At 33.2% G+C, this 24,399-nt stretch carries 22 protein-coding genes; 16 read left to right on the plus strand and 6 right to left on the minus strand.

Annotated features, from left to right (window positions below; translation table 11 throughout):
- Positions 1-235 precede the first annotated feature (235 nt).
- The 11 genes from H7U22_RS15655 to H7U22_RS15705 all read left to right on the plus strand — a co-directional run bounded on the left by H7U22_RS15655 (position 236) and on the right by H7U22_RS15705 (position 12,173).
- Complete coding sequence (locus tag H7U22_RS15655; RefSeq protein ID WP_187072282.1) at positions 236-1,126, plus strand: tyrosine-protein kinase family protein; 891 nt, start codon at positions 236-238, stop codon at positions 1,124-1,126.
- A 33-nt stretch (positions 1,127-1,159) separates the two neighbouring features.
- Positions 1,160-2,506 carry a flippase gene (locus H7U22_RS15660; RefSeq protein WP_187072283.1) on the plus strand — a complete coding sequence of 449 codons (1,347 nt, stop codon included), beginning with the start codon at positions 1,160-1,162 and terminating at the stop codon, positions 2,504-2,506.
- Positions 2,507-2,534: 28 nt separating this feature from the next.
- Positions 2,535-3,728 (plus strand): hypothetical protein, encoded by a 1,194-nt coding sequence (locus tag H7U22_RS15665; RefSeq protein WP_187072284.1) that lies wholly within the window; start codon positions 2,535-2,537, stop codon positions 3,726-3,728.
- A 37-nt stretch (positions 3,729-3,765) separates the two neighbouring features.
- The gene (locus tag H7U22_RS15670; protein ID WP_187072285.1) at positions 3,766-5,001 is read left to right on the plus strand and encodes a hypothetical protein; all 1,236 of its coding nucleotides are present in this window, start codon (positions 3,766-3,768) and stop codon (positions 4,999-5,001) included.
- A complete protein-coding gene (locus tag H7U22_RS15675) occupies positions 4,970-5,911 on the plus strand; it encodes a glycosyltransferase family 2 protein (protein WP_187072286.1) in 942 nt (313 codons plus the stop codon). Before H7U22_RS15670 ends, H7U22_RS15675 begins: the two co-directional genes overlap by 32 nt.
- A gap of 166 nt (positions 5,912-6,077) precedes the next feature.
- Positions 6,078-7,034 (plus strand): glycosyltransferase family 4 protein, encoded by a 957-nt coding sequence (locus H7U22_RS15680; protein WP_187072287.1) that lies wholly within the window; start codon positions 6,078-6,080, stop codon positions 7,032-7,034.
- A 10-nt stretch (positions 7,035-7,044) separates the two neighbouring features.
- A complete protein-coding gene (locus tag H7U22_RS15685; RefSeq protein WP_187072288.1) occupies positions 7,045-8,205 on the plus strand; it encodes a glycosyltransferase in 1,161 nt (386 codons plus the stop codon).
- A 20-nt stretch (positions 8,206-8,225) separates the two neighbouring features.
- Positions 8,226-8,720 (plus strand): serine acetyltransferase, encoded by a 495-nt coding sequence (locus H7U22_RS15690; protein WP_187072289.1) that lies wholly within the window; start codon positions 8,226-8,228, stop codon positions 8,718-8,720.
- Positions 8,721-8,949: 229 nt separating this feature from the next.
- Entirely contained in the window at positions 8,950-10,014 is a 1,065-nt protein-coding gene (locus H7U22_RS15695) for an acyltransferase family protein (protein WP_187072290.1), read from the plus strand.
- Between the two features lie 41 nt (positions 10,015-10,055).
- Complete coding sequence (locus H7U22_RS15700) at positions 10,056-11,120, plus strand: glycosyltransferase (protein WP_187072291.1); 1,065 nt, start codon at positions 10,056-10,058, stop codon at positions 11,118-11,120.
- A 27-nt stretch (positions 11,121-11,147) separates the two neighbouring features.
- Positions 11,148-12,173 carry an acyltransferase family protein gene (locus H7U22_RS15705; RefSeq protein WP_187072292.1) on the plus strand — a complete coding sequence of 342 codons (1,026 nt, stop codon included), beginning with the start codon at positions 11,148-11,150 and terminating at the stop codon, positions 12,171-12,173.
- A gap of 35 nt (positions 12,174-12,208) precedes the next feature.
- On the opposite strand, the gene pssE is transcribed toward H7U22_RS15705, so the two are convergent.
- Both pssE and pssD read right to left on the minus strand, forming a co-directional pair.
- On the minus strand, positions 12,209-12,691 hold the full coding sequence (pssE, locus tag H7U22_RS15710) for a PssE/Cps14G family polysaccharide biosynthesis glycosyltransferase (protein WP_187072293.1): 483 nt from the start codon (positions 12,689-12,691) through the stop codon (positions 12,209-12,211).
- Positions 12,691-13,167 (minus strand): PssD/Cps14F family polysaccharide biosynthesis glycosyltransferase, encoded by a 477-nt coding sequence (gene pssD / locus H7U22_RS15715; protein WP_187072294.1) that lies wholly within the window; start codon positions 13,165-13,167, stop codon positions 12,691-12,693. The genes pssE and pssD overlap by 1 nt, the downstream gene beginning before the upstream one ends.
- A 165-nt stretch (positions 13,168-13,332) precedes the next feature.
- Here pssD and H7U22_RS15720 point away from each other — a divergent pair, with 165 nt between their 5' ends.
- Positions 13,333-14,403 (plus strand): endo-1,4-beta-xylanase, encoded by a 1,071-nt coding sequence (locus H7U22_RS15720; protein WP_187072295.1) that lies wholly within the window; start codon positions 13,333-13,335, stop codon positions 14,401-14,403.
- Positions 14,404-14,508: 105 nt separating this feature from the next.
- Here H7U22_RS15720 and H7U22_RS15725 read toward each other — a convergent pair whose 3' ends face one another.
- The gene (locus tag H7U22_RS15725) at positions 14,509-14,856 is read right to left on the minus strand and encodes a hypothetical protein (RefSeq protein ID WP_187072296.1); all 348 of its coding nucleotides are present in this window, start codon (positions 14,854-14,856) and stop codon (positions 14,509-14,511) included.
- A gap of 281 nt (positions 14,857-15,137) precedes the next feature.
- Here H7U22_RS15725 and H7U22_RS15730 point away from each other — a divergent pair, with 281 nt between their 5' ends.
- Positions 15,138-15,353 (plus strand): hypothetical protein, encoded by a 216-nt coding sequence (locus H7U22_RS15730; RefSeq protein WP_187072297.1) that lies wholly within the window; start codon positions 15,138-15,140, stop codon positions 15,351-15,353.
- Between the two features lie 78 nt (positions 15,354-15,431).
- On the opposite strand, the gene araA is transcribed toward H7U22_RS15730, so the two are convergent.
- From araA to H7U22_RS15745, 3 genes are all read right to left on the minus strand, one after another.
- Positions 15,432-16,922 carry an L-arabinose isomerase gene (gene araA, locus H7U22_RS15735; protein ID WP_187072298.1) on the minus strand — a complete coding sequence of 497 codons (1,491 nt, stop codon included), beginning with the start codon at positions 16,920-16,922 and terminating at the stop codon, positions 15,432-15,434.
- 564 nt (positions 16,923-17,486) lie between these two features.
- Positions 17,487-18,194 (minus strand): L-ribulose-5-phosphate 4-epimerase, encoded by a 708-nt coding sequence (locus H7U22_RS15740; protein WP_187072299.1) that lies wholly within the window; start codon positions 18,192-18,194, stop codon positions 17,487-17,489.
- Complete coding sequence (locus tag H7U22_RS15745; RefSeq protein ID WP_187072300.1) at positions 18,191-19,891, minus strand: ribulokinase; 1,701 nt, start codon at positions 19,889-19,891, stop codon at positions 18,191-18,193. Before H7U22_RS15745 ends, H7U22_RS15740 begins: the two co-directional genes overlap by 4 nt.
- Before the next feature lie 290 nt (positions 19,892-20,181).
- Here H7U22_RS15745 and H7U22_RS15750 point away from each other — a divergent pair, with 290 nt between their 5' ends.
- From H7U22_RS15750 to H7U22_RS15760, 3 genes are all read left to right on the plus strand, one after another.
- Positions 20,182-22,533, plus strand: a complete 2,352-nt coding sequence (locus H7U22_RS15750; RefSeq protein WP_187072301.1) for a hybrid sensor histidine kinase/response regulator — start codon at positions 20,182-20,184, stop codon at positions 22,531-22,533.
- Between the two features lie 73 nt (positions 22,534-22,606).
- Positions 22,607-22,963, plus strand: coding sequence for a response regulator (locus tag H7U22_RS15755; RefSeq protein WP_187072302.1), 357 nt, complete (start codon positions 22,607-22,609; stop codon positions 22,961-22,963).
- Between the two features lie 89 nt (positions 22,964-23,052).
- Complete coding sequence (locus tag H7U22_RS15760; protein WP_187072303.1) at positions 23,053-24,345, plus strand: hypothetical protein; 1,293 nt, start codon at positions 23,053-23,055, stop codon at positions 24,343-24,345.
- Positions 24,346-24,399 lie beyond the last annotated feature (54 nt).

Raw genomic sequence — 24,399 nt, forward strand, 5'->3', positions numbered from 1 at the left:
TCTTTTCATAATTCCCTAATTTAATGGTTCTAAATTGTTTTTAAAATTTAGTCCAGCTTTTTAGGGGGTTAATACAAGGCAATATGTTGATATTAAGAGAAATCAATCAAGCAAAGAAAGTCTTTACACCTACTATTTACAAAAAAGACAAGAAGCAGGAGCAAATTATACATCTACCTTAAAAGATGATAAAGTTATAGACGAAGCGTATGCTGGAATGCCTAAAAGTGGTAAAATGACAACTTTTGCTTTTGCATTCTTTTTAAGTTTGGGTTTGCCAACTGCTTTAATTTTTACTAGAAATGCATTAAATAATAAGGTTATTAATGCGGATGAAATTAAGGACATTGTAGATATTCCAATCATAGCAGAATTATCTTTGGAACGTTCTGATAACTCAATTGCGATAAAAGAAAAGTTTACCAGCGCAATGAGTGAACAAATTAGAGGATTAAGAACCAAGCTTCACTATTTGCATAAGCCAAAAGAGAAAGGTCGTGTTACTTTAATTACCTCTAGCATTCCAGGAGAAGGCAAAAGCTTTTTAAGCACCAATCTTGCAGTTGCGCTAGCATATACAGAAAGAAAAACCATCATTCTAGAGTTAGACATGCGGAAGCCGAAAATTGCTGAAGCTTTTAGTTTGGAAAAGGGGCATGCCGGTTTAAGTGATTATTTCGAAAGAAAAGTTTCTATAGAATCTATAATACAGGATTCCGGAATTTTGCCCAACCTACAAATCATAAGCAGTGGTTCAGAAATATATAATCCATCCGAATTGCTAGAAAGAGAAGAACTTAGCCATCTTTTGGCGCATTTAAGGTATGTATATGATGATATAATTATCGATAGTCCACCAGCTCATTTAGTGCCAGATGCAACAATTGTTTCACCCCTAAGTGATCTTTGTTTATATATTGTTAGGCAAGGTTTTACTGAAAAATCTGAGTTGAAATTTTTAAACACTTTGATTGAACAAGAACAGCTTAGCAAGGTTAATATTGTTTTTAACGGAATAGAACAAAACCGATACGGATATGGCTATAGTTATAATAATAACTATTACAACAATCAAAAAAAATCTTTCTTTAGCAACGTTTTCGGAGATTTTAAAAGTAGGTTTTAATCCGTTCTTTTTTAATAGTTTAATCTAAGTGATGTGATCCCTAATAAATCTAAGAAGCAATTAACCAAGAATTTACTTTCACTAACGATTGTACAGGTTGCTACTTATGTTTTGCCCTTAGTTTCAGTGCCAGTAGTATCAAGAATAATAGGGCCAGCTAGATATGGGGAAATAAATTTTGCGGCTGCTTACATAGCATACTTCACGTTGCTAATTAGCTATAGCTTCGATTTTTCGGCAACTAGAAAAATTTCTAAAGATCCAAATAATATAGATAATCGGAACAGAGTTTTTAGTGAGGTATTTTATACACAATGCTTGCTTTTCCTTTTTTCAACACTTGCCTTTATAGCTCTTCTTTACAGTGTTCCTGAGTTAAAATCCAACAAGACTATAATGATTTTTTCTTATTCGCTATGCATCAGCACCTTGTTTACACAAAACTGGCTTTTTCAGGCTATGCAGGATTTATCAAAAGTTGCCTTGTTTAATTTGATTAGTAAAGTTTTGTTTACGATAACCATTTTGATGATTGTTCGAAAAAATGGAGACTACATTTGGCAACCTTTTTTAATTGGGGTAATACAAAGTATAATTGCAATTTGGTCTTTTTTATGGGCATTTAAAAATTACAAGATAAAGTTTGTTAAAATACCATTTAGGGCTTGTTTAAAGGTTCTGTGGGAAGAAAGAATAATTTTCTTTTCACTCGTATTTGTTAATTTTTACTCTACCACAAATACAGTGATTTTAGGATTATATCAAAATGTAGAACAAGTTGGCTATTATACTGCAGCTCAGCGTTTAATCATTATTGCGCAATCTGTTTTAGCCATGCCGCTTGCTCAAGCTTTTTATCCATATATAGGTAAGGCTTTTGGAGCCAGTAAAGATGAGGGAATGAGAGTTGCGCAAAAATTAATTCCATTAATAATCATATTTATAGGAGTAGCTTCTGTAATCATGTTAATATTAGGTCCGTTTGTTATAAGAATTTTTTACGGAAGCAAATTTGAACAAGCGATACCTATTTTTCAAATACTAACTATTGTGCCTTTAATATTTTCTTTAAATAATGTATTGGGTATTCAGATAATGCTTAATCTTAAAATGGATAAAGCTTTTTTCAAAGTAACTGCGGCTGCTGGAATTTTAAGTATTCTTTTAAATCTTCTAATGATTAAGCAGTGGGGCTATATCGGTACCACATTCAACTGGCTTATTACTGAGGTGTTCATATTTATTTCAATGTATATCATTTTGAAGAGAGCTGGGCTTAACGCCATAAATTTGGAATATTTTAAATTTTCATCTCTTAATGAATACCTTATTCCAATTAGGGAAAAATTCTTTCAGGGTAATAAAAATAAGAATGCATGATTAACACAATTGCATTGGGAATTAAGTAATGGATAAAAAGACAATATTTTTATTTTTTTTAATAATTTTCTCATTAAGATTTTTTGATGCAGCAATTGCTAGTGTTGGCGTTTTAAAAAATCTTTCATTCGGATTTATGCTAGTCGCAATATTAGTTTCAATCCCTTATTTTTTTAAGTATAAAGGAGGCTTTGTATTACCCATACAATTAATTTGTGGTGCTATAATTATATCGGTATTTATGGCTTGGTACACTTGGGGACAAAGCTTTGGGTCTAGTGCAAGCATAATACCTTATACAATGTGGTTTGTTTTCTTTTACTTACTACAATCTAACATTCCCATAAAAACTATTGAAAATATCGTTATGATTTACGGTGTAATCTATATCGTTTTATTTCTCTTTCAATTTACACATAACGGCGTTGTTTATTTTGGAATGCAAGGAGAATTTAAAGAAGATAGAGGAGTTGTAAGAGTAAATTTCCCTGGAGGTGGAGTGTTTTTTTTATCTTGTTTTATAGCCATAAATAGAGTAACCAATAATGTAAAATATAAAATTCTTTGGCTAAGCTATTCCATTTTAGGGATTGTAATTGTTGTATTGCAAGTTACTAGGCAAGCAATATTTATGATGCTTGTTGTATATCTCTTACATTTTTTAAGAAATGTGAAGCTGCCCTATAAGGTTTTAACTATAGTGATGTTTGCCTGCGCAACTTATTTCTTTTTTAATTCAGGAACATCAATAAGTAATGGGTTATTAAATCAGCAAAAGGAAGATGCATCTTACGGAAAAGACTACATTAGAATTTTATCTGCTGAATATTATCTTACAAAATTTACACCTAACACGGTAAGCAAAATTTTTGGAAATGGCTTTTTCAATGATACCTCAAATTACGGAAAAACATTAATTGCGTTAGGAGATACCTACGGTTTTTATCTAACCGATGTTGGAATAGTCGAGGTATATATTGTATTTGGTGTGTTTGCTTTACTTGGTTATATTCTAATTTTTATAAAAAGTATTGCAATTCCATTACCTCCAGAATATTATTATCTCAAATACTATTTATGGATGATTTTTTTTACCTCCTTAACATCAGATTTTCTTATATCTTATTATTATTTAATTACAACAGTACTAGTGCTTTATTGCTATCAACGTATCTACATTCAGAATAAATACCAAATTAAACCACATACTATACAAGAATAGGTTAAGTAAACGAACACAGAAAACCCCACAATCAATAATGGATAAGAAGGCGTTATTTTTATTTCTATTAATAATTTTTTCATTAAAATATTTTGATGGCACTTTTGGCAGAGAAGGTATAATGAAAAATATTGACTATGGATATATGCTAATAGCAATCATAATATCCATTCCCTATATGTTTAAAAAAAGTGGTGGATTTATCTTTCCCATCCAGCTAATATGTGCTGCAATCTTAATATCAATTCTTATGGCCAAATATACTTGGGGGCAAGGATTTGAATACAGCACAACTACAATTCCATATATGATGTGGTTTGTTTTTTTCTATTTAATAAACAACCATATTCCTATTAGTAAAATCGAAAGTATTATTCTAATTTTTGGCATCATTTATATAGTACTCTTCCTATTTCAGTTTAGTCATAATGGAACTGTTTATTTTGGCTCTCAGCAAGAATTTAAAGAAGATAGAGGTGTTGTTAGAATAAATTTTCCTGGCGGCGGAGTATTCTTTTTATCGTGTTTTATTGCGATTAATAAGTTTACTAACAAGGAGTTAAGATATAATTTTTTATGGTTGTCCTATGCCATAATCGGTTTAGTAATAACTGTAATGCAAGTTACCAGACAGGTAATTTTTGTTGTTCTAATTTTTTATATGATTCATTTTTTAAGAAACGTTAAATTCATATATAAAATAGGTACAATAATTCTCTTTTCATGCACATTTTATATTTTCATTAATTCTGGAATATCGATAAGTACCGGGTTGGTAAATCAACAAAAAGAAGATGCATCTGCTGGTAAAGATTATATAAGAATTCAGGCTGCAGAATACTACTTAACAAAATTTAATTCCAATGCAGTTAATAAGGTCTTAGGAAATGGCTTTTTCAATGATACATCCAATTACGGGAAATCTCTAATATTATTAGGTGAAAACTATGGATACTACCTAACTGATGTAGGAATAGTAGAGGTTTATATAGTATTTGGAATCTTCGCGATAGTTGGATACCTAATTATTTTAATTAAGAGTATTGTAATTCCTGTTCCTCCAAATTATCAATATTTAAAATATTATTTGTGGATGATTATGCTAACATCGTTAACATCAGATTTTTTGATTTCATATAATTTCTTAATCGCCACAGTTTTAGTGCTTTGTTGCTACCAAAAAATTTACGAAAGTGAAAAAGCTAAACAACTTATTTCTTCAAATAATCAGCTAAACTTAAATGAAATTCACAATAGGTATTCCAGCATATAAGGCCAAGTTTCTTAAGGATTGTATAGACAGTATTTTAGGGCAAAATTATAGTGATTTTGAGCTGATTATTGTTAACGATGCCTCGCCAGAAAATATAGATGAAATAGTTGCGAATTATAATGATACTCGCTTAACATATTACAAAAACGATAAAAATTTTGGGGCTATAAATGTTGTAGACAATTGGAATAAGTGTCTCTCTTTTGCTCAGGGAGAATATTTTATTTTAATGGGAGATGATGATTTGCTTGATCCTAATTATTTAAAGGAGTTTGATTTATTAATTAGTAACTATCCTTTGTGCAACATATTTCATTGTAGAACATTAATTATAAATGAAAAATCAGAGCCTATTGAATTAACAGATCCTAGACCAGATTTCGAAACCGTTTATGATTCCATTCTAGAAAGAATGAAGGGAAGCAGATTGTTTTTTATATCAGATTATGTGTATAGAACGAGTACTTTAAAGAGCAATGGTGGCTTTTATAAACTTCCACTGGCTTGGGCCTCTGATGATATAAGCTCTTTTATAGCCTCCAAAGAACATGGCATTGCCAATACAAATAAACCTTTATTTAAGTATAGAAGAAATAACCAAACAATATCAACAACTGGTAATACCAATTTTAAAATGGATGCAATATTGGCAGAAGAGCAATGGCTAAATGAATTCGTACAAAAAGTACCTGATAATGTTGTCGATGTAATTCTGCTGGAAACAATCAAGAAAGAGATTAAAAAATTTATACAAAAAAAGAAAATACGAACCATCTATTCTGCAAATGATATTTCTTTTTATAAGTGGTTTGGTCAAAAATCTAAATATGGAATCTCAATAGAAGAAATTTTGTATGCCTTTTTATTAAGTATAAAAGAAAAAAGAAAAAAACAGTATAATGAAGCATAACTCGACGCAAACAATTACTTGGGTAACGCCAGATTATTTTGTTGATTGTGATTTTAATCCTGATTTGTTTGCAGGCATATTAAAGCAATTTAAAATCCATTGGATTATTTTGTTGCCCACAAAAAACGCAAGGTTTTCTGAAAGCGAATTTGAAAATATAAGAAAATTGGAAGGATTAACCCTCGAATTTATCTATTGGAGCGTTAGAGCCAGAAGTCCTAAAATGCTTTTTTTTTACGAAAGAATATACAATAGAATTAAACAGTTGAATTCTGATTTAGTATACTTTAATTATGTTCCAACAAGCCCCTATGTTCTGCCGCTTTATTGGAGATTAAGCAAAACAAAAACTATTGTTACCGCTCACGATGGTAACGTAAAACCAAGTTTCCATATACCTTGGCTGGCTAAGGCTGTTTTTAATATGGCATTTAGTACTAAGAAATATGTTAATACTTTTTCGGATACCGAAAGAAAACTTTTCTTAAATACATTTAATAGAGCCGAATCTTTTTTAATTCCCCTCGCACTAAAAGACTTTGGCCCCAGCAATAAAAATAAAAGGACAGACCATATTATCTTCTTGTTTTTTGGTTCTATACATTCAAATAAAAACCTTTCATTATTAATTGAAGCTGCTAACAATCTTTACAAAAAAGGTATCCGCGGATTTAAGGTTTCCATAAATGGCTTTGCTAATGATTGGGCAGTGTACGAAGCAAAAATTGAATGCCTTGAAGTTTTTGAATGTGATATAAGGTTACATAAAAACTCAGAAATTCCAGACTTATTTTCAACCAGTCATTACGCCGTATTTCCATATAAAGAGATGTCTCAAAGTGGTGCTTTAAAAGTTGCTTTTAATTATAATTTACCCGTAATAGTATCGGATTTACCTGGCTTTACAAATGAAGTAAAATCTGGAATTAATGGTTATGTTTTTAAATCGGATGTTGTTGAAGACTTAGAAAGAATTATGGTTGAAAGAATAAATAATCATGCAAAAGAATACCCTTCAATACAGGAAAGGGTTATTAATTATAATGCAGAAAATTATGCAACAGTGGTTTTGAGTAATAAGTATTTGAAAATGTTTAATGAAGTTCTTTCGAAGCAAAAGTAGTTTGTAAATTATGGCAACTAAAAATATCGTTTTTTTTCAAAACTCAATCTCGTTAGATGATGGAGGAGTACCACGAGTTACAGATATAATTTCAAAAGAATTATCCAGTAGAGGATGTGTATGTTATTTCATTTATATCGAAGGGGATAATGTAGGTTGTAGTAGCGAATTGAAATTAAAAGTTAATCTAAAACTATCGTTTAGCGTAAATGAACAATTAATACGATCATTTATTGAGTTAAATAAGATTGATTTAATTGTTTGCCAAAATACATATTCGAGTTTTTTCTTAAAATTTTTTAAAAAATTACGTTTGAAAAGTCCTTCAATTCAATTGGTTTGCTTTCTTCATGCTTCTCCGGATTACTGGAAAGCCTATCAATTAAATAGTGCAAATTCTTCGAATAAAGAAAAAATTAAAACAGTTATAAAAAATTTAATTTATCCATTTTATAATCCTTACGTTAAAAGTACCTCTACACTTTATAAGTTATGTGATAAATTTTTTCTGCTCTCAAATTCCTTTAAAAATTCTTTTACAGAATTGTATGTGGATGATGCCAAGCCTGATAAAATTTTTACTTTGGCAAACCCGCTAACTTTTAAAGAATACATAACAAAGGATGAGCTGCATAAAAAGGATAACATAGTTGTAATAATTAGTAGATTGAAAGAAGATCAAAAAAAAATCTCTCTTGCACTTAAAATTTGGCAGAAACTACCACGAAATTTATCTGAAGATTGGAAGTTGCTTATTATTGGGGCAGGACCGGACGAAAATTCTTATAAAGACTATGTAAAGTTGAATAATTTAAGGAACATAATTTTTTTAGGTCAACAATCGAACGTAATAGAATTTTATAAAAGTGCATCTATTTTTATGATGACTTCAATTTGGGAAGGTCTACCAATGTCGTTGTTAGAAGCTCAACAAAATGGAGTGGTACCAATAGCTTTTGATAATTTTTCTGCTATTTATGATATAATCGATAATGATGTTAACGGCTATATTATATCAAATAATGATATAGATGTTTTTGCAGAAAGCCTAGGAGAATTGATGTTAAATCGATCTAAAAGACAAGAAATGGCTTTAAACGCGGTAAAGAGTAGCGAGCGGTTTCATGTTTCAAAAATTGCTGATGAGTGGGAAAATAAACTTTCTATATAAATTTGACGACTTAATAACCTATGAATTTTTTTCAATTTATATTTCAAGACTGGCGAGTAAATAAAAAAAATCCTAAAGGACGTATTTTTTTAGTTCTTTTCAGGATTGCGAATTTCTGTAGCACAAAAAGAATATATTTCTATATAGGTATTCCTTATCTCATTATTTATAAAATTTTAATTCAATTAATTTTTTGTCTAGAAATTCCTTGGAATGTCAAAATAGGCAGAAATTTGTCTATTTACCACGGCCAAGCACTGGTTTTAAATAACAAGGTAATTATTGGGGAAAATTGTACACTAAGACATTGTACCACGATTGGTGTAAAACAGTTGGCTGACGGATCAGACAGTGAAGCACCAATACTTGGAAATAATGTTGATGTTGGTAGTAATGTTTGCATCATCGGAAAAGTGAGGCTTGGAAATAATGTAAAAGTTGGAAGTGGGGCAGTTGTAATTAAAAATATAGGTTCGGATTGCATAGCTGTCGGGAATCCTGCAATAGAAAAATAACCTCTCTTGATAATTTTATAGCCTCTAAGGGCTATTGTTCTACATAGATTATTATCTCACCTTAGTGGTTCAAAGTTCTATAATTTTTTGAAAATTAATATAAAATCAATTACTCATTAATTGCAAATAGTATCCTATACGATCTAAAAGTGTATTGTGAAAGTGTCAAATTATTTGATGTAAAACTAATTAGCCATAAAATTTATGTTTAAGCCTTTAAATAACTTAAATGGATAGAAAATTTCAGTTAAACAATTTTGATCTTTTAAGGCTTTTTGCTGCAGTAGAAGTATTGCTTTTACATTCATTCCCAAGATTACAACTGCCCTTCCCGGCTTTCTTTAAAATCATGTCGAATTTTCCTGGCGTTTCAATGTTTTTTGTAATGAGCGGATTTTTAATTTCAGCATCACTTGAAAGAAATTCGAATCTTAAAAACTACTTTAAAAATAGAGCTCTAAGAATTTTCCCTGCTCTATGGGCCTGCATCATATTAACGGTTATAATAATAGCTTTATCTACTCAAATTAGTTTTATAAATAAAGATGCCCTTCCATGGTTTTTTAGTCAATGTATAGGTATTATATATACTCCCGCTTTTTTAAAAGATTTTGGTTTTGGTTCGTACAATGGAAGCTTATGGACTATACCTCTAGAACTTCAATTCTATTTAGTTTTACCCGTATTATATTTTGTAGTAAATAAGCTATCCAAAAATGAAACATATAGGACTATTATTATTGGCTTCATTTTCCTAATATTTTGTATTCTTACTTACCTCATAAAAATTTATCTAACTAAAGGAGAATTTGAGGTTGAAACAACATTACAAAAAAGCTTAAGATATACTTTTATACCAAATATATATTTGTTCTTGTTTGGCGTTATACTTCAAAGACTTAAGGTTTATAAATCTAACTTAATTTATGGCAAGGGTTTAATTTGGCTTATAGGTTACATCATTATCAATTATTTAATCCCTACTTCAGCCGAAACTTATATTTTAAAACTTTTAGCTTTAGGGGTTACAACAATTTCACTTGCTTACACTGCTCCACTAACCGCAAATAAAATTCTAAAAGGCAATGATATTTCTTATGGAGTATATATTTATCATGGGCTTGTTTTGGGCTTTTTTGTAGAATTAGAATTGTTTAAAAATTCAATTCATATTCTCTCAATACTTTTAATAACAGTTGTTCTCGCTATTTTATCTTGGCAGTTTGTAGAAAAACCTTTTATGCGAAGAAAGAAAAAGACAATCCACGAAGTGACGAAAGTAGATGTAATTTAAAAAAGGTTTTACCAATCTAAATTAACAGGTAATTTTTAAAAGTGAAAAAAATAATAATTATAGGGCCAAGTATAGAACGTACTAAAGGTGGTATTGCTTCAGTAATTAAAGGGTTCTTGGAGAGTAACTCAGAAAATTTTGGTTATAAATGTTTTCACTACGTGTCGCATGTAGAGGGTGGAGGAATAAATAAAATATTGTTTTTTTTAAAGTGTTTTTTCAAATTATTATTTACTAAAAAGATTGCTTTAGTTCATATTCACACAGCCTGCGATGCGAGTTTTTACAGAAAAGCGCTCTTTGCCGTTTTATCTAGGGTAAAAGGTGTGCCTGTATTTATGCACATCCATGGTGCTGATTTTGATGATTTTTATTTAAAATCAAATGTGTTTCTAAAAAGTTTTATTAGATATTTACTAGTAAATTGTTCACGGGTAATTGTTCTATCTAATTATTGGAAAGTGTTTTTTGAGGATAATCTTAATCTCAAAAACCTAGAAATTTTAAATAATGCAGTAAATGTAGATTTGTTTTGCCGTTGCTGTTCTGTGCCTAAAAATATTCATAGTTTCTTGTTTCTCGGTCGCCTTGGAGAAAGAAAGGGAACTTATGATTTAATCAAAGCAATAGATCTTATTATTAATAGAGATGGTTTAAAGCACTTCAAATTTTATTTTGCTGGAGATGGTGAAATCGAGGAATCAAAAAAAATAATAACTGATCTTAATCTTAATAATTATGTTGATGTTTTGGGGTGGGTAGATAATGAGATGAAACTTTCAGTTTTATCAAAGGCCGATACCGTAATTCTTCCATCCTATAATGAAGGTTTGCCAGTGGCTCTTCTGGAGGCAATGGCTGCGGGCAAAGTTATTTTAAGTACACCCGTTGGAGGGATACCTGATTTAGTGGCTGAGGGCGTAAATGGATTTCTTGTTCAACCCGGAGATGTAGACGATCTAGCTTCAAAAATTAAATTTATCTCAGAATACCCCGAAAAAATGAAAGAGATCTCAAGTGCAAATATCTTGGCTATTGAAAATGAATACAGTACACCAAAAATCAACAAACAGCTTTTTCAACTATATGATGTTTTTGCATTATAATTCCAAATAACTACAAGCTCGAATTAGATGTCAGAATCCAACGCTTTTACTGTTCAGGCAAAAAGAAATGATTACATCTCCTTTGCAAAAGCCTTTGCAATTGTAACCATTGTTGTTTATCACTTTTGTATGCTTATTGAGATGCCAGATTTTTTGAGTAGAGTTGCTGGTTTAGGGGGAGGGGGTGTGCATCTTTTTATTTTTGCATCCGGCTTCGGATTATATCTTTCTAAATATTCAACCTATAAAATATTTTTGAAAAGGAGATTTTCCAAAGTCCTATATCCTTATTATTTAGCGGTTACTTTCATATTTTTATTCAATTACTTCTGGAAAATTTTTGATGATGATTTTACTGCGTATTTAAGTCATATATTTCTTTTCAAGATGTTTTTTGAAAAATATGACACTAGTTTTGGTGGGCAGTTCTGGTTCATTTCTACAATAATTCAGCTTTATTTAGTATATCCACTATTACTAAAATTGGTTAACTTATTAAATCCATTTTTATGTTTAGTCGGTTTTATAGTAATATCAATTTTATATTCTTTAACTATTTCGTACTTGGGATATGGAGAATTAAGGGTTGTAAATAGTTTCTTTATTCAATATTTATGGGAGTTTGTCTTAGGCATGATAGTAGCCAAAAAAGGTCTTATTGAAAAAGTTATAAGCATTAAATGGTATATACTTTCTATAATTGCTTTAGTGGCTTATAGTGTTATGGCCTTACTCGTTCAGAACTTTGGAAGTTTTGGGAAAAATTTAAACGACTTATTTTCGTTTATTGGATACTTTTCAATTTCGGTGATTATATTTAAGGTTGTTAAAAAATCATCAAAAACCTTTCGGGCTGTTATAGCGTTTGAGAAAATATCATATCCTCTTTACTTAACTCACACCTTTATCTTTTCACTTTTTTTTAAATTTTTCTTTCAAAAAATCACTTTGATTCATCTACCAATTATTATAACAATCTCCTTTATTTTTGCTTACTTATTTTCTTTAGTGTTAAATAAATTGCTTGTAAACAATAGTGCCAAAAATTTATGATGAGCTTTTTTACTTATAAGATATTTTAAATCGGTTCAATCTAAATTTTCAATATAATTGATAATGTACTCATTAATTTGGGTCGGTTGAGAAATAAAAGGGTTCGGTGTAAATGTTCTAACCCTCAAAAGAAGAGATTCTATATCATCATTTTCACGCCAAGGTATTAAATACCCAAGCCTGCTAAATTCTTCAGTTATATCTAGTTGGTGATCGTCTACGTGTTCTTTAAATTTGTAAAGTCTTGGGATAGCAATAATCCTCTTATTCATACTTAGTCCTTTTAACACAGATCCAACGCCAGAATGTGTGATGATTATTTCAGCTTCCTCATATAGCACAGTCAGCTCATCTGATTTAATGAATTTTCTGATTTCTAATACGTTACTATCGAATTTTGTATGGCCAGCTTGAACAATGATTTTATCAGAAATCTTACCTTCTAGCATGGCTTTTTCAAGCGCCATTAATGGGCGATTGAAATTAATTTTGAATGTGCCGAGTAATACTAAAATCATTAAAATAAACTTCCCTTATAAATAGATTTTGTATAAAGCTTTTGTGCTGATTCCCATTGAACCAAAAATAAATCTGAAATTGGATATATGATATTAGCAGACTTTGCTTTGCTACTAACTCTTGCATATGAAAGTATATACACAACATTAATTCTTAGCAATTTACCCAATAAGCACATCGGGAAAGCTGTATGACTTCCTGTTGTTATAATTACACTAGGCTTAAACTTTAATAGAATAGAAACAGAAAATAAGAAATTTAAAATTATATAATAATAAAAGATTAAGCCTCTTCCTTTAACATCAGGCTTAATGTACTTCATGTTATACGTTTTATTAAGCGATCGTGTAGTTTCAACGTCTTCCGTTACTATTAGATATTCATATTTATTGCGAATTGCCTCGAGCTGTAAAATTTCTGCTAAATGCCCACCAGCTGAACATACAAATAAAACTTTTTTATTTTTCTTAGCCATAAAAATTATCTATTGCAAATAAATGGCAACAATTGATTAAATACAATAGCCCTTAAAGACTATTTGCTTTGAAAAATTTAAATAATTGATTAATAATAAGGCTTTTAATTATTTTTTTACCACAAGTGTATAAAAGAAATATTTATCTTAGTAAAAAACAAAATCATGTCTAAATTCCTAGTTTTTTCTTTGGTAATCTTTGTTGTGTTTTCCTGTAAAAAGAAGATTAAAGAAAATGTTACCGGAGTTAAACCAACAACTGAAAAAACATTGAAAGATATGCCTTTCCCATTTGGAGCTGCGGTTAGTGCTAGTTTATTACGAGAAAACTCTTCTTATAAAGCCATAGTAATAAAAGAATATAGTAGTTTAACGCCTGAAAATGCAATGAAATTTGGGATTATTCATCCTGCTGAAAATTATTATAATTGGCCTGATGCTGATGAAATTGTTGCTTTAGCAATAGCCGATGGCAAAAGGATTCATGGCCATACCTTAAATTGGTATGCGGATGTACCTGTTTGGGTTAAAAATTTTAAAGGTAGTGCTCAAGATTGGGAAAATTTGTTAAAAACACACATTCAAACAATAGTCAGTCATTTTAAAGGGAAAGTAGCTTCTTGGGATGTTGTTAATGAAGCATTTGAAGATGATGGAAGTTTACGCAATAGTATTTGGGTACAAAAGCTAGGTGCAGATTACATTGCAAGAGCGTTTCAATATGCGCATGAAGCTGATCCGGCTGCTATTCTATTTTATAACGATTATGGAAATGAATATGGAGCAGAATATACTTCAAAAAAGAGGGAAGCAATTCTTAATTTAGTTAACAGTTTGAAAAATAGAGGCATACCTATTGGCGGAATTGGACTACAAATGCATACACGATACATACAGACGGATGCTAATATCTCTCTTGCAATAACATCAGCAACTGCCACTGGTTTAAAAGTTCATATTTCTGAGTTAGATGTTGCGCTAAATGCTACCTATGATCCGGCTCTTGTTTACACCGAAAGTTTGGGAGAAATGCAGGCAGCTAAATATAAATCTATAGTTAAAATTTATTATTCTATCCCGAAATCTCAACAATGGGGCATTACTACATGGAATGTTACCGACGGCGACAGCTGGGTTCCGGGTTTTTTTAATGTACCAGATTGGCCATTAATTTTTGATAAGCAGTATCAAAAAAAACCTGCATATCAAGCCATATTCGATGGTGTTGTTAAATAAATTTTGAAAAAATTATTTAACAACAAACACTTAATAATCTTGTGGAAATCGATAATATAAAGCGAAGTTGAAACGAAGATTAGGCATTTACACTTTAGAAAAAAATTATCCCCCCAAAAACTTCAATCCACTTAACTCTTCCAAAACACTTGGCATAATTTCCCCATCTCTGCGAATGGCTTCCATGAAAATCTTGGTTAGCTGATTATGCAAAGCACCTTCAGGAAATGGCACATGCATGGGTCTAAAGGCCTCCCGAAGCAATTTGCTTGCTTTACTCGCACGACCGAAAATTGAATTATTTTTTCTGGCCTCCTCAAATTGGGGCTCGGTTTTAATCCTTTTACCATCAAACCTACCTTTCGCCCGCACCAGATAATCCGCCCCACGTTTATAAAAACTTAAATCGCCGATCTTGCCGACAAGCTTAATCTTACCTTCTTGAAATGCCATATATCTTTTGATCTACAAAATTACTAATTATTCACAACTTAAAGTTGTATGGTTGATGATATAGGGTTAGAAAATTTTGTACTCGAACTTTAAAATTATTAAGTTTTCATGCCTTCTCAGCAATACCCTAAGCATGCTCCCTTCACCATATCCCCGTGGTATAAGCATGGTTAAGGCATTATGGAGTATTAGCTTATGTAGTATTCATCTAGAATCTATTAATTTTTCCTGAACAAATTTCAAATTAAGGATGTTGTAACCGAATACTTTAATTTATTAAAATGGAAAATAAAGAACAGTTCGAAAAAACTAAATTGAGCGTAACCGATGCAGAAGGAACTAAAGATTTGCAGGATGATTCTAACAAATCTCATTCAACCGATGCAGTGTCTTCAAAAGAAGGAAATGATAAAAAGCACTTGGGCGATTTGGATGAACAGATTAAAGGCAGTGATGCCGATATGGATCAGAATGTAGGCAAAGAGAACAATGAATAGCATCCATTGCAAAGATAAAAAATCATAAATGCCGATGAGCACCATCGGCATTTATGATTTAGACAGAGAATATATAAACTATTTATAGAAAACTTCATTCCAGTGAAGCTCATTTCTAAATTGATTAATCTTTGTTTCAGCACCGATATTGATGTATTCCAAACCTGCAATATTTGCAAAATCTAGTAAATGTTCTGTTGTTAAATTCTGACTGTAAGCCGTATGGTGGGCACCACCAGCATAAATCCATGCTGCACAACCTGTTTTCATATCGGGTAGAGGTTTCCACAGAACACGGGCGACAGGCAGGTTAGGTAAATCATGCTCTGCCTCAACCGCTTTAACCTCATTCACCAATAAGCGGAAACGGTTCCCCATATCAATTAAAGAAGCATTTAAGGCATCGCCACCGGCAACATTAAAAACCACACGAGCAGGATCTGCTTTGCCACCAATACCCAAAGGATGAACCTCTAAGCTTGCTTTTCCCTTTGCCAAAGAAGCATCAACCTCAAGCATGTGCGAACCTAAAACCATTGAGTTTGCAGGGTCAAAATGATAAGTGTAATCTTCCATAAAAGCATTTCCGCCAGCCAAACCAGCGCCCATAACTTTACAAGCACGTACCAAGGCCGCTGTTTTCCAGTCGCCTTCGCCCGCAAAACCATAACCATCGGCCATTAAACGTTGCGCCGCAATTCCTGGCAATTGAATCATGCCATGCAAATCTTCAAAAGTATCAGAGAAACCCTTAAAATTTCCATCAACCAAGAACTTTCTCAACCCAAGCTCTATTTTAGCAGCGTCATAAACAGATTGATATTTGGCACCGCCAGCTTTTAAATCAGCTGCCATTTCATAAGTTGCCTCATATTCAGCCGTTAATTTTTGTACATCTTCATCGCTAACGTTATTAATTATGGCAACTAAATCTCCAATTCCATAAGTATTTACAGAAAAGCCGAATTTCATTTCAGCCTCTACCTTATCGCCATCGGTAACTGCCACGTACCGCATATTATCGCCGAAACGGGCAAATTTTGCACCTTGCCAATCGTTCCATCCGGCAGCCGCTCTACACCAAGTATCAACCTGTGCAATAACTTCTTGATCTTGCCAATGCCCAACCACAACCTTCCTGTCTTTGCGCATTCTCGAAACCATAAAACCAAATTCACGATCACCATGCGCACTTTGGTTTAGGTTCATAAAATCCATATCAATGGTATTCCATGGAATATCTCTGTTAAATTGAGTATGTAAATGAAGCAGAGGTTTCTGCAAAATAGTTAAGCCTCTAATCCACATTTTAGCAGGAGAGAAGGTATGCATCCAAGTAATTACACCAATACAATTTTCATCAATATTGGCTTGTTGCAAGGTTTCATAAATCTCTTCAGTCGTTTTTACAATGGGTTTGTACACTACAGAAACCGAAATTCCCTTGTCGTTGTTTAAAGAGTTTGCAACTTCTTCTGCATGCTCCGCAACCTGTTTTAAGGTTTCTTCCCCATATAAGTGTTGCGTTCCGGTGATGAACCAAACCTGTAATTTTTTTAAATCAATCATTTTTGCTCTTTATTAATTATAATTTTTGTCTATTTCTCAACCTCTCAGGTTTTAAAAACCTGAGAGGTTTAATTCCAAGGTCTTTATCAAACCTAATTGCTTCTTTTGTAAATCAGGTTCCTGTTCTCTTCTGAACCGATAGTCCTGCTTTCCGTTTTATTCGGCTCATGAAAAATTAGCCTTCATGCCCACTCCAATCAGGTTTATTTAACGTGGGTAAATCTTTTTTGTCGGTTGATCGGGCAAAACAGCTAAACAGTTAAACATTTAAATGCGTCCAACCTCTCAGGTTTTAAAAACCTGCGAGGTTTAATTCCAAGTTCTTTATCAAACCTAATTGCTTCTTTTGTAAAGCAGGTTCCTGTTCTCTTCTGAACCGATAGTCCTGCTTTCCGTTTTATTCGGCTCATGAAAAATTAGCCTTCATGCCCACTCCAATCAGGTTTATTTAACTCGGGTAAACCTTTTTTGCCGATTGGTCGAGCTAAACAGCCAAACAATTAAACAGCCAAACAGCTAAACAGTTAATCAAATAAACAGCTAACCAGTTAACCAAACCACCAATTAACCTTTTTCCTGACCATAATATGCCCCATCACCATGTTTACGCTCATAATGCTTTTCAATCAACGAATCTTTCAACTTCGGCGCCTGTGGGTTAATCTGCTGCGTTAAAATAGCCATTTGTGCTACGGCTTCTAAAACTGCACTATTGTAAACGGCTTTCTCGGCTGTTTTTCCCCATGTAAAAGGAGCGTGGTTGCCCACCAAAATCATCTCGACTTCTTTATGGCTTAAGCATAAACTTGTAAAATGATTAATGATTTGAAAACCAGTTTCATATTCGTAATTGCCCTTAATCATTTCATCTTCCATTGGCGGTGCACACGGAATATCAACCGTTAAATGATCTGCATGTGTGGTGCCGAAAATGGGGATAGCCTTTTGTGCCTGTGCCCAAGCGGTAGCATAGGTAGAGTGGGTATGAACGATCCCATTTATATCTTCCCAGTTTTTATAAAGTACAGCGTGGGTTTGCGTATCAGATGAAGGACGTAAATCTCCTTCAACGGTATTGCCATCAAAATCAACCACAACCATTTTATCTGCGGACAATTCCTCATAAGGCACGCCACTTGGTTTTATTGCAAAAACCCGTTTTGCTCGATCAGCAGCGCTCACATTTCCAAAGGTAAACAGCACCAAATTCAGTTTTGGCAACTGCATATTTGCCTTGTATGCCTCTTCTTTTATATCTTGATAAATGCTCATGATAAATAAGGTTTTACATCTTTTTTATTATATTTTTCTAAATACCTGCCCAAGCCTAAATATTGCTGATAATGCATTCTGTACATTTTTTGCTTTTTAACATTGGGTTGATATTCCTTTTCAAAGCCTGTTCCCATAGCTTCCATCGCAGCCTCTACATTTGGATAAATCCCCGCAACAACGGCCGCAAACATGGCAGCGCCTAGTGCACAAGTATGTTCGAAACGGTGAATTCTGATTGGCATTTCCAAAACATCTGCCATCATTTGCATAATATAAGGCGATTTTTTAGCCACGCCTCCAATCCCGATAATTCCTTTTACGGGCACACCTTGATCTTCAAACCGATCTACTATACTTTTTGCCCCAAAACAGGTTGCAGCTGCCAAAGCACGGAAAAATCTTGGTGCATCAGTACCCAACCCCAAACCCGTAATGGCACCTTTAAGTTCTTGATTTGCATCTGGTGTTCTTCTTCCGTTTAACCAATCTACTGCTAATTCCGCATAATCTCCATCGCCTAAAGCTTCGGCTTGTTGGCTTAGCTTTGCAATTATTTTAGATTCCAGCTCATCTTTTAACGCCATGGCCATCGCCTCGGTTAAAAGTTCAGATTCGGTCAGTAAATGATTTAATGGCCAGCTAATTAGGTTTTTAAACCAGGCATAAACATCGCCAAAGGCCGATTGTCCAGCTTCTAATCCAGCCATTCCCGGAATTACCGAACCGTTTACCTGTCCGCATATTCCATTTACCAACTTCCCTTCAAGCGCCTCGTTTGGGGCAACTAAAATATCGCAAGTACTTGTACCCATCACTTTACTTAGGTAATAGGGTTCTATCTGACCGCCAACAGCACCCATATGTGCATCAAATGCGCCAACACCAATTACAACATCAGTGCTTAAACCCAGTTTTTCTGCCCACTCGGCACTTAATTTTCCAGCTTCAACATCAGATGTGTACGTATCGGTAAATAACTTTTCTCTAAAACCAGTAAGAATAGGATCGAGGCTACTGAAAAAATCTTCCGGTGATAAACCATTAAATTCCTCTGCCCATAATGCTTTATGCCCTGCTGCGCAACGGCTTCTTTTCATCTGTTTAATGTCGGTTTCCCCGCACAATAAAAACGGAATCCAATCGCAATGCTCTACCCAAGAACTTGCCTCATGTTTAACGGATTTATCTACACGTAAAATATGTAAAAGTTTAGCCCAAAACCATTCAGAAGAATAAATTCCACCTACATATTTTAAATAATTGGTTTTAAATTTGGTAGCATGTTCGTTAATTTCAGAAGCCTCTTTAACCGAAGTATGGTCTTTCCATAACACAAACATGGCATTCGGATTGTCTTCAAAGCCCGGCGTTAATGCTAAGGGTTTTCCGGTAGAATCTACTGCCACAGGACTAGAGCCCGTTGTATCTACAGAAATTCCCTTTACCAATGAAGCAATTTCTTGCCCCCCAGCTTTGGCCAAACAATCTTTTATGGTGTGCGCTAAACCTTCAATATAATCTAAAGGGTGTTGCCTAAACTGATTTTGAGAAGGAATACAATATAAACCTTTTTGCCATCGGGGATAAAGGAATACGGAAGAAGAAATTTCTTTTCCATTAGAAGTGTCAACGAGAACAGAACGAACAGAATCCGTTCCGTAATCTACGCCGATTACATATTTTGCAGTGCTCATAATCCTAAATAAATGTCTAATTAACGTTTATTTATTCAGAATCGGAAATTTTTAATTTTTTTCTGTGCTCAATGGCGTATTTATACGTTGTAAGCCTATTGTAACAGCTTTGATATTATTCAAAATGTATTTGTTATTAAAAAGTTATTTTCTATAATTGTCAATCATCACCTATTTTATTTATTGAGTAAAGAAACAATTGAAAAGATTTGTTAAAGTTTTTTCAGTTTCTGATAAGCATTTTAAAATGTAAGGAGATTGAACTGGTGTAGAAGTTTATTGGTGCTTATTTGAAAAATTTATCCTTATCTATTTTATTAATCTTCTGTTTACTATCGGCTAGAGCTCAATATACGTTTGAGAAAGATAACCTGCCGGAAGAAATTTCCATACTCAAATATTCGGCTTTGGCCAATGTGGGTTTGCATGATTATTCCATTCAACAGATTAAAGACAACCAAGTAAATTTAAAGTTTGTTCCGCTCAAAGGTAAGTTTGGCAATCTGGGCTTTACGCATTACACGTATTGGTTAAAATTCGAACTTAAAAATAGCTTAAAAGTCCCACTGCTGTATTATGCACAAACCGCCGAACCCATAACAGATAATGTTAATTTATATCTCATTAATGCTGCTGGTAAAATAGAAACTCAACAAAGTGGCGATAATCTGGAGTTCTCTAAAAGAAGCGTAGATTTTAGGAAAACATTTTTTAGAATAGAGCTTGCCCCCGGCGAAAGCAAACAGGCATATATCGAAATAAAAAATGATGGGGAGAAAAACACACTTCCATTAGTTTTAATTAGTCAGCAACGGCTCTTGGAAATTACCTATCATGATCAATTGGTAATGGGGATTTTTTATGGAATTCTGATCGTTATCGCAATCACTTACTTCTTTTTCTACTTTGCCCTCAACGAACTTTCCTTTTTATATTATTCGGTTTATGTAACCTTGGTAGGCGTTTGTCAGTTTGCTTTGGATGGATTTTATCACCAGTACATCAATACCAGTAATTCTTGGTTCAGCCTCCACGCCGTAATCATTTCCGCCATATTTAGTTGTTATTTCTTCGGTAAATACAGTGAGATGATTTTGGAAATTAAAGATAAAAACCCCTTTATCCATAAGTTTTTCCGCCCACTCTATATTCTTTTGGGTTTCGTTTTGCTCGGTATTTTATTTGTTCCACCTTTCCTAAAATATTCTTATCCACTTATTAATTTGCTCACTTTAGTTGGAATTCTATTTATTTTTGTAACCATAGCAACTATGGTCGTCCGGAAGCAAAAGATAGATCAATTTTACTCTTACGGAATATTTATCCTTTTCGTTTGCATTATTCTGGCCATCCTAATGAATTTTGGAGTTGTACCAGAAAGTTTTTCAACAGATAACATTACCAAGCCCGGGATTGGCTTAGAAATCATTGCCCTTTCACTTTCGATGGCAAATCGCATTCTATTACTGAAAACCAAGCAGGAAGAATTACAAGCCATCGCCCTTCAGAAATCAGAAGAAATGAATGATATTAAGTCTTACTTTTTATCAAACATGAGTCATGAGCTGAGAACACCGCTTAACGCAATTTTAGGTTTAGCGAGCATGATGGAAAACGAAAGCAACGATCCTAAAGTAAGAGCAAACTGTGAGGTAATCCGATATGCCTCTCATGGGTTAATTTCTTCGGTAAATGATATTTTAGATTTCTCCAAAATTGAAAAAGGAGAATTAGAACTGGAGCATTCGGAATTTAGACCGACCGAAGTTTTCGAAAAACTCAAGGCAAGCCTCAGCAAACAAATAGAAGATAAGGGCTTGGTGTTTGAATATTATAATGCAATTGGTGCAAATACGGCGGTTATTGGCGATCCTGTACGTTTAGAACAGCTCATTTACAATATCCTCGGTAATGCAATTAAATTCACATCAAAAGGCAAGATAAGTTTCGAAACTAAATCCAAGTTTCAAAATGAAATGCTTACTTTAAGCATCATAATTACAGATACCGGAGTGGGGATTCCAAAACAAAAGTTAGATTCTGTCTTCGAACTTTTTAATCAAACCACTTTAGATAACAAACGTAAATTTGGCGGTTTTGGCATTGGCCTAAGCATCGTCAAAGCCTTGGTTGATCTTCATCATGGCAAAATTAAATTGAAAAGTGCTGTTAACGAAGGAACCACCTGCGAAATTTTGCTCGATTATCAGGTTGTGCCAGATTTACCCGTTATATCATTTGTAGCATCGGAGCAGAATAATTTAAGTGGCAAGCACATTTTAATTGTAGAAGATAATCCAATGAACCAAATGGTAATCGAAATGATGCTGCAGGATTGGGAAGAAACCACCGTTAGCATTGCCAATGATGGTGCCGAATGTTTGGAAATGATGAGGAAATCCTCAGTTGATTTAATTCTTATGGATTTACAAATGCCTGTTATGGATGGCTATGAAGCCATTTCCGCAATAAGAACCGGGCAAGTTGGTGTCGATTACACCGAAGTGCCTATCATTGTGGTTACCGCCGACATTACCAAAACCACAAAAGATCGAATTTTCGATTTAGGTGCGAATGACTATATGAACAAACCCGTTGATCAAGAAACTTTATACGGAAAAATCACTTCCATTTTCGGCTAATCTCACTTCAACTTTTTGATTTATAGCGCATTTTAACTAATATTGGGTGTTGGCAATAGAAATCCAATCCTTGATGAAAAGAATTCTAGTTATTGATGATGATAAACAAGTTCAAACGTTAATTCCAATTATTTTTGAACAGGAAAACTACCACATCAAAGGCACTTTGCATATTGGTAATTTAGAAGATCTTCTATCAGATTATAAGCCAGATCTAATTATTTTGGATGTAATGCTGGGCGATGTAGATGGAAGATACATCTGTAATTTCTTGAAAGAAAAGGCGCTGTTTAAATCTATCCCGATAATTTTAGTTTCTGGAGCCATTACAAATAAAGAATCCTTAGGTTGTTCCCCAGATGCTTTTCTAAAAAAACCTTTTGATATTGATGAGTTAATTCAGAAAGTAGATGATTTAGTTCACGCTTAAAAATTCTGTTTTATTTTTTTTCGATGCGTAATTTTATACATTCTTAACGGCCTGCCGAAGAATTTTTTATAAAAATCTAAATTACAATAATGACTCTATCTACAACCTCTAATCAACGTTGGAGTTTCGGCAAGCGCCTTCGGGTTTTAATGTCTGTTTACTTCGTTTTTCTTTTTCTTGATTTTACCAGTGAGGACGAGCTTTTTCCTCATTTTGTTTATGTAGCCATGAAGTTTTATACCAATTTTTGGAATTGGTTAGTGCCTTGGACGGGCAGAAATATTCTTCACTTATCATACCCAACTACAGTAACCCCAAATGGGAGCGGAGATACGACTTATAACTACGTAATGCAATTGCTTTGGATTGTTTTTACTGTTATTATTGCTGTGATTTGGGCTGTTGCAGATCGTAGAAGGCCTAATTACGAAAAGTTTTATTATTGGGCAATAATATGTGTACGGTATTTTCTTGCTTACATGCTTTTTGTTTATGGCTTTGTAAAAGTGATTAAACTTCAATTTCCATTTCCAGATTTAATTCGCCTAACCGAACCTTACGGAGAATCTTCTCCAATGGGTTTAGCTTGGACTTTTGTTGGTTACTCTGCCGGGTATAACATTTTTATTGGCGGTGCAGAAGTTGTAGCCGGGATTTTACTATTCTTTAAAAGAACAACGCTTTTGGGCTCGCTAATTGCAATGACCGTAATGTGCAATGTTGTGGCCATGAATTTTGCTTATGATATTCCTGTAAAAATCTTCTCCTTAAATCTCCTTTTTATGGCCTGTTGGATAGCCTGGATTGATAAAGATCGATTGGTTTCTTTTTTTATTCTGCATAATGCCTTGACAGAAAATCCAAAACAACCAATTTTTAAAACTAAATGGAAAAGGGTTATCCAGCTTTCAATGAAAACTATCGTGATCCTTTTTGCCTTTTATGCAACCCTTTGGAGCAATTTAAACATGGCCAAAAAATATGGTGATGCCGTGAAAAAACCTCCTCTTTATGGTATTTATGATATTAAAACCTTTACCAAAAACAATAATATCATAGCACCTTTAACCACCGATAGCGCAAGATGGAAACGAATTATTATTAATTATCCAGGCTATGTTCGAATTACCAACATGACAGACAGTTCCATTTGGATGAAGTTAAAGGTAGATGAATTAAGGCAAACCCTTCATTTTACATCTAATAAGGATAGCACCGATGCTTTCGTTTTAAAATATAAAAGAGATCATAAAATGCTCTATCTTACAGGTAGAATGCGAGGCGATTCGGTCAAAATTCAAACCTTAATATTCGATCATAAAAAATTTCCTTTGGTAAGTAGAGGCTTCCATTGGATTAACGAATACCCCAATAATAGATAATCATTTCCAGCAAATTAATTTCCAGTTAAATCCCTAATTACAGTATACTCCGAA

The organism is Pedobacter fastidiosus (assembly GCF_014306625.1).
GTDB lineage: Bacteria > Bacteroidota > Bacteroidia > Sphingobacteriales > Sphingobacteriaceae > Pedobacter > Pedobacter fastidiosus.